Raw genomic sequence first — 6575 nt, 5'->3', positions numbered from 1 at the left:
AGCAGGCGTCTACGCACTGTGGTCCAACGACCCGCCCGACGACGCCTACCTCGCGGTCCTCGCGGAGGTGTTCGTCGACGTCGCCGCGGAGGTTGTCAGCTTCCCCAACCCACTCCAAAACCGTAGCGCCACCAACACGGTTTACCTGGCCAAAAAGCCGACCTGATCGTCGGCGCAGCTACCGGCCCGAGCCGCGCCACCTCGGCTTCGAGTTCCTTGATCCGCTGATCCAACTCCTTGCGGGTCGGCGGCCTCCGGGCACGATGCTGCCGTCCAGGCGCTGGCAGCTCGACCGATGAGTTCCGCTCCTGGCTACGGTCAGAACTGGCAGAAGGGTTCCAGCCCATGAGGAGGCGGCGACATGGCCAACGAGAGCGTCAGCGCCACCGCCGTCATCAATGTCCCGGCGGACGTCATCTTCGGGGTTCTTGCCGACCCAGCCAAGCACGCCGCGATCGACGGCACCGGCTGGGTCCGCGAACCTCTCGATAGTCAGCCGTTGACCGCGGCCGGGCAGATTTTCCGCATGGCCATGTACCACGAAAACCGCCCGGACGGGGGCTACCAGATGGCCAACAGGGTGCAGGTGTTCGACCCCCCCAGCGCCATCTCCTGGGAGCCGGGCCACTACACCGGCGACGGCAGCCTGGGCTTCGGCGGCTGGATCTGGCGCTACGACCTCGCGCCCGCCGGGCCGTACAAAACGAAAGTCACTCTTACCTATGACTGGTCGACGGTCCCGGACTCCCTCCGCGAGCACATCGGGTTCCCCCCGTTCCGTCCTGACCATCTCGGCAATTCGCTGGCCCACCTAGCCGAACTGGCCACCTCGTGAAGCACGACCGGGATCGCCCCGGCCGAGCGATATGGGCGGCCGGACTGGCGACCAGGTAGCGCATCAAGGCACCTCTGGATGAACCGTGTCCCATCCCGTCGGCGAGGTGCAGGTCGATTCCGTCGCCGCAAGGCCGACGAGGTCACCGACGGGGGCGCGCCTTTCGTGCTCAGCGCGACTGAGCGGTCACGCCGAACGTTCGGCGCTGTCACCGGCGGCACCTGAAAGGTTGCTCGAGGATGTCGCTCCTTCGAGCCCCACCGAGTCTCCCGGGCGCTCTCACAACTCGCCGCGCTCGAAGCTGACCAGGCCGGCGGCCAGCACGATTAGGAACCAGCACAGCACCCAGGCCAGGTAGGCCCAGGATGGCGCCGAGCTGGCGACGAACGGATCCCCCGCGCGACCGCCCTCGACGAGATGCTGGACGATCAGCGATGCGGGCGACAGGTGGTAGATCGCGCCATGCCACAGCCCGTCCGTCGGAATGAGGTACCGGCCGACCTGGCCGATCGTCCGCAGCGCGGAGATGTTGAGCGAGGTGCCCAAGGTCCCGACGACGCCGGCAAGCCAGCCGGCCCCGAAGACGGCAACGCTGATCACGCCGCCCGCGATCGCGGACAGCCGGGTGCTCAGGAACAAGGTGAGCGTGAGTAGCAGGGCACCCTCGGCGAACAGGTAGAGCGCCACGAGTACCGGTGACGGTGGCAGGAAACCGCCGACCGCGTCGACGACGGCGAACTCGAGGGCGCACACGGCGCAGGCGTAGAGGAACAGCAGGCCCGCTAGCCCGAGCCACTTGCCGAGCAGCACCTCCGCTCGGCGCACCGGTCGGGTCACGATCGTAAGCAGGACGCCGCTGTCGACCTCGCTCGACACCGACGGCGACGCGATCGCGGAAGCGCTGAGGGCAACCACGAAGCTGAACATGAAGACGAAGAGGATCAGCGCCTGCGGCACCGCGAGGTTCCGCTCCCCTGAGGTGAGGCTCGAGGTGCGGGCCAGCCGGTCGAAGCCCCAGGCGCTGAGCCCGACCACGATGACCGTGATGGCCAGGAACGCGGCGAGCAGCTTGCGGCGCACCGCCTCTCGGACGGTGAGGCCGGCGATGACCAGGATGGGGTTCATTCTGCGCCCAGGAGTTCGAGGAAGCGGGCTTCCAGACTCTTCGTCTCGGGGACCACGGCGCGCACCCGCGCACCGCGGGCAACCAGTTCGCCGACCAGGTCGGGAATGCGGTCGGCGTCGATGCCGTCGACGGTGAAGCCGTCGTCGTGCGGGTGCCACTGCCCGAACGTGCCGACCGCCTCTCGCCAGCCGTCCCGTAGACCGTCGACGCGCACCCGGACGCTCGTCTGCCGGCCGAGCATCTCCTCGAGGCTGCCGATCGCGAGCGCGGTGCCCTTGTCGATGACGGCGACCCGGTGGCAGACCTGCTGGGCCTCGTCGAGCAGGTGGGTGTTCAGGAACACCGTGGCGCCACGGCCGGCGAGAGTGCGGATGATCTCGCGCACGTCGTGGCGGCCGACCGGGTCCAGCGCGCTGGTCGGTTCGTCGAGCACGACCAGCTCGGGATCGCCCAGCAGCGCGACCCCGAGGCCCAGCCGCTGCTGCATGCCCTTGGAGAAGGTGCCGACGCGGTCGGCGCCGCGGTCCTCGAGACCGACCGTGTCCAGTCCACCCCGGATCTCGTGGTCCCAGCTGCCGCGTGGCAGGCGCAGCAGCCGGCAGTGCAGGCGCAGGACCTCGGCCGCGGTGAGCAGCGGCTGGTAGCGGAACAGCTCGGGCAGGTAGCCGATGCGCTGGCGCGTCTCGCGGTCGCCGGCCGGCGCGCCGAGCACCATGACCTCGCCGGCCGTGGGCCGGACCAGCCCGAGCAGCAGCTTCACGACCGTGGTCTTGCCGGCGCCGTTCGGGCCGAGGAAGCCGAACACCTCGCCCCGCGGCACGGTCATGGTCAGCGACTTCACGGCGACGGTGTGGCCGTAACGCTTGGCCAGGCCGGCGGTGTGGATCGCCGGCGAGGTCGCCGGGGCAGCCGGTGAGCGGGCCGCGGTCGCGTCATCCGAGTTGATCGGCCACCTCCAGCAGATCCCTGGTGTCCACCAGGCCGGCCACCAGGTGCACGATCCCGCGCTGGTCCTCCCAGACGACCCCCGCGGCCGCGTTGGTCTGGTCCGCGACGAGCACGCCCGGTGCGCCATCGATCGTGACGGAGCGGGCCGAGGCGCCCGGGGGCACCGGCACCGGCAACGTGGTGCTCAGGTCGCCGAGCAGCTTGATCTCCTCGACCAGCGGCTCCGGAAGGCCGGGGCGGGCGAGCAGGAACGACTCGATCTGGCTCGTGCTCGCGCCGGAGGACAGCGCCGTCGGCCGCGGCGTGGTGAGCACCGCGAGCGTGGGCAGGTTCCCGCCACCCGCCGAGCCGTACTCGACGAGCACGGCGGGGCCGAGTTGCAGGTCCACTCGGCTGCCGCCGACCGACGGCTCGCCAGGGTCGAACCTGACCGTCACCCGCACCTGCGGTTGCACGCTGATCTCCTCGGTGGCACCGACGCCCACGGGCAGCCGGGCGGGCAGGATCAGCCGGAACCCGGCCGCCCGGACGGCCTCGCCGAGCGAGGGGACCGTGCGCGGCGGTCCGGAAGACTGCCAGGAGACGGTGCCGAACGGCAGCGTCCGCGAGCCGCTCGGCGAGGGGAAGCCCCCCAGTCCGCCACCGCCACCGACCCCCATCACCGCGGCGACATCTTGCAGGTCGCTGCGCGGCAGCGACAGCGCCACCACGTGGGTCGGCGCGAAGACCGTGGTCAGCGTCGCCGCCGCCGCGGTCCCGGCCACCACGAGCCCGACCGCCCCGGCCAGGATGGTGGTGCGCAGCGGCACCCTGCGAACGCGATGCAGCCGGGGCACCTCAACTGCGGCGGGCGTGTCCTGACGGTCCAGCGACATGCGCAGCCGGTCCCATGCCCGGTCGACGTCCGGCGCCGGCCGTGGACCAGAGAACGCCCGTGCCAGCAACTCGGCGTCGGCCGCGATCCGTGCCTGACGCTCGGTGCAGCGGGCGCAGCCCGCCACGTGGTGGACCACCCGGTCGGGAACGGCGGGCGGCTCGTCCCCGAGCCGCCGCAGGCTCCCGTCAGCGACGTGTCGCACGTTCCATCTCCTTGCGAAGCGCGGACTCTGCCCGTTTCAGCAGGGTCCCGACCTGACCGACCCGGACGCCGAGCACATCGGCGATCTCGATGTAGCTCAGCCCGCTGTGCCGCAACACGGCGACCGTGGCGGCGCGGGCCGGCAGCCGGCCGAGCGCGCGCCGCACCTCGGCCCGCTCCTCCCGGCCGACGACAACGTCTTCGGCGCTGGGCAGGCTGTCGCCGGGGGCTCCCGATTCGCGGCGGCCGCGGCGGCGTTCGCCGCGCAGGTGGTTGAGCGCTGTGTGCACCGCTGCGATCCGCACCCACCCGACCGCCTGCTCCGCCCCGCCGGGGAACCGTCGGTACGCGGCGAGGAAGACCTCTTGAGCCACGTCCTGCGCGGCCTGCCCGTCGCCGACCACGCCGTGCGCCAGCCGGACGACCGCGGGGTACTGGGCGCGGAAAAGGGCCTCGAAGGCCGCGTCGTCCGCCGTCTGCTCGGGCGGCTCCGTCCGGCCCGCGTCACGCGCCTGCAATCCCGCCACACCTTCCCAGCACCGCCGCCGGCCCAAATGTGACACAGGCGGCCGGCGAACGCCGGGGTCCGACCCGAGAAATGTCGGCGCAGGGCCACCAGCAGCTTCCTACGCTGCCTATCAGATACGCAGTCGGAGGGCTCGCGGACGCGGAGGGCCTACCAGACGAGGCCGCGGGAATCCGACAGTGCCGTCGGGGCAACGGGACAGAGCAGCCCCGGCTGGTGAAGGCGTGCGGCTGGCGTCGAGGCGGGTCACCGAGCGGCTAGGACGTGCCACCGGCGGTCCCGGGGGCCGATCGCGGTAGGCGTCAGCCGCCCATGGCCGCAGCGGCGCGCTTCTCCATCTCCTCCGGGGGCACGTCCTCGACGTGGGTGGCCACGTGCCACTTGTGCCCGAACGGGTCCACGAAGCTCCCCGACCGGTCGCCGTAGAACTGGTCCTCGACCTTCCGCTCCGCGGTCGCGCCGGCGCTGATGGCGCGGTCAAAGACGGCGTCGACGTCCTCGACGTAGAGCATGACGGTCACCGGTGTACCGCCGATGCTCTTCGGGGATTGCCCCCCATGTCCGGGAACACGTCCGCGAGCATGACCAGGGAGTCACCGAACTCCAGCTCAGCATGTCCGATCTTCCCACCCGGTGCGGGCATGCGCATCCGCTCATTCGCGCCAAACACGTCCGTGTAGAACTCGATCGCGGCGCCCGCTCCGTCGATGCTCAGGTACGGGATGACTCGCGGGTAGCCCTCCGGAATGGGCTTCACCTCTGCCATGGACCCCTCCTCGGTCGTAATCAATGAACCCGGCCACCGGCGTCGCGACGGCACATCCGGGGACCTGGCCTCAGCCTCTACCATCCGGGCTGGTTGGGCAATCGGCGGCAGACCTCGCGACCGCCCTGCGGCGAGCGGACCGGCGCATCGAGGAGTACGGCCGGCACACGGGGCACACCGACCTGCTCCGCGAGGCAGTGGACGGTCTGGTCGGGGAGGACCCCCCCGGCCGGATGGCACCACGAGCGAGCCGAGCAGGCCGGCGCCGCTGATCGTCCGCCGTAGTTCTCCATGGTGGCGACCAGACCGATGACGCCGCCGGAGCGCGCGGTTGTCGGGGCCACCGCCCGCGAGGGCGACCCGACCGCTCAGCTCACGAAGTCCGCGAAGACCGGCAATGTCCAGCGATGCCCCCGTCCCAGGGCCGTGTACGCAGGCTATTAGAGAAGGCTGTCCACGCGGTGGACAGCGCCGCATGGAACGTCCAGCGCCGCGTGGTGCTGGCGAATTGCCTCCTCATCAGGGCCCTCGAGCAGGCAGTAAACCTGGCCGCCCTGGTTGTGGTACAGCTCGATCTGCCGTACACCGAACTCATCCACCGTGCCGCTTCGTGTTCCCGCGGCAATCTGTTCGATCGCCTCTTGCGGCAGTTTCAAGTCGTCGTGAAAGTCCATGAACTTCGGCACCGGGACTCCTTCGCGTCGGAGGTGGATCAATATCCTGCTTCCCTGCACGTCTGTCCATAAGGAATGGGCCCGATCCCGAGCGCCGGCTCGGTTCGGCGGTTCGGCCTCGGCGCCCGAACCTGATTGCTCTTGCGGACCGCTCCGTGCGGCTGATCCTCGTTCCGGCGATCCAACGTCAGGAGGCAGCATGCGTGCCATCGATCTGGTCATCGGCTTTGGGTGGCTTGCGTTCTGGGGCTACTGGCTCGCCTCGGCCATCGGCGTCAAGTCCGGTCGAACGCGTTGGCGTCGCTTCGCGGGCATCCGGGTCGTGATCGCGCTGATCGTCCTGCTGCTACTCCGGGTGCGCGCATTTCGCGGGCATGCGATGCATGATCCGTGGTTGGCGGGCCTCGGCGTTGCTCTGTTCGTCATGGGATTGACCCTCGCGATCTGGGCGCGGGTCTTCCTCGGTCGCAACTGGGGCGCCCCGATGTCGGAGAAGGACAACCCCGAACTCGTCACGACGGGTCCCTACCGCTGGATCCGAAACCCCATTTACTCGGGCCTCATCCTCGCCATGATCGGCACAGCCACCGCGGTGAGCGTCTCCTGGCTCGCGGTTGTCGCG

General features: G+C 70.3%; 7 protein-coding genes and 1 pseudogene. 2 read left to right on the top strand and 6 right to left on the bottom strand.

The features are described 5' to 3' along the window. Nucleotides 1–361 precede the first annotated feature (361 nt). Nucleotides 362–835 carry an SRPBCC family protein gene (locus VNG13_08220; GenBank protein HVA60508.1) on the top strand — a complete coding sequence of 158 codons (474 nt, stop codon included), beginning with the start codon at nt 362–364 and terminating at the stop codon, nt 833–835. A gap of 279 nt (nt 836–1114) precedes the next feature. Here VNG13_08220 and VNG13_08215 read toward each other — a convergent pair whose 3' ends face one another. The 6 genes and pseudogenes from VNG13_08215 to VNG13_08190 form a co-directional block, all read right to left on the bottom strand. Then, nucleotides 1115–1960 (bottom strand): ABC transporter permease, encoded by an 846-nt coding sequence (locus tag VNG13_08215; GenBank protein HVA60507.1) that lies wholly within the window; start codon nt 1958–1960, stop codon nt 1115–1117. Further along, complete coding sequence (locus VNG13_08210) at nt 1957–2802, bottom strand: ABC transporter ATP-binding protein (GenBank protein ID HVA60506.1); 846 nt, start codon at nt 2800–2802, stop codon at nt 1957–1959. The genes VNG13_08215 and VNG13_08210 overlap by 4 nt, the downstream gene beginning before the upstream one ends. A gap of 91 nt (nt 2803–2893) precedes the next feature. Next, on the bottom strand, nt 2894–3988 hold the full coding sequence (locus VNG13_08205; GenBank protein ID HVA60505.1) for a hypothetical protein: 1095 nt from the start codon (nt 3986–3988) through the stop codon (nt 2894–2896). Next, complete coding sequence (locus VNG13_08200; GenBank protein HVA60504.1) at nt 3972–4505, bottom strand: sigma-70 family RNA polymerase sigma factor; 534 nt, start codon at nt 4503–4505, stop codon at nt 3972–3974. Before VNG13_08200 ends, VNG13_08205 begins: the two co-directional genes overlap by 17 nt. A gap of 310 nt (nt 4506–4815) precedes the next feature. Then, nucleotides 4816–5279, bottom strand: a pseudogene (locus tag VNG13_08195) (VOC family protein). A gap of 440 nt (nt 5280–5719) precedes the next feature. After that, on the bottom strand, nt 5720–5965 hold the full coding sequence (locus VNG13_08190) for a nickel-binding protein (GenBank protein ID HVA60503.1): 246 nt from the start codon (nt 5963–5965) through the stop codon (nt 5720–5722). A gap of 187 nt (nt 5966–6152) precedes the next feature. On the opposite strand from VNG13_08190, the gene VNG13_08185 reads away from it, so the two are divergent. Beyond that, the coding region (locus VNG13_08185; protein HVA60502.1) for an isoprenylcysteine carboxylmethyltransferase family protein at nt 6153–6575 on the top strand (423 nt) is incomplete at its 3' end.

This window comes from Mycobacteriales bacterium (genome assembly GCA_035533475.1).
Classification (GTDB): Bacteria; Actinomycetota; Actinomycetes; order DATLTS01; family DATLTS01; genus DATLTS01.
Note: the sequence above shows the minus strand (reverse complement) of the source record. Positions and strands in the feature narration are given on the sequence as shown.

Bases quoted from the DNA above. Each gene is read 5' to 3' on its own strand.
- VNG13_08220 (HVA60508.1), top strand. From the start codon at position 362: ATGGCCAACGAGAGCGTCAGCGCCACCGCCGTCATCAATGTCCCGGCG.
- VNG13_08215 (HVA60507.1), bottom strand. From the start codon at position 1,960: ATGAACCCCATCCTGGTCATCGCCGGCCTCACCGTCCGAGAGGCGGTG.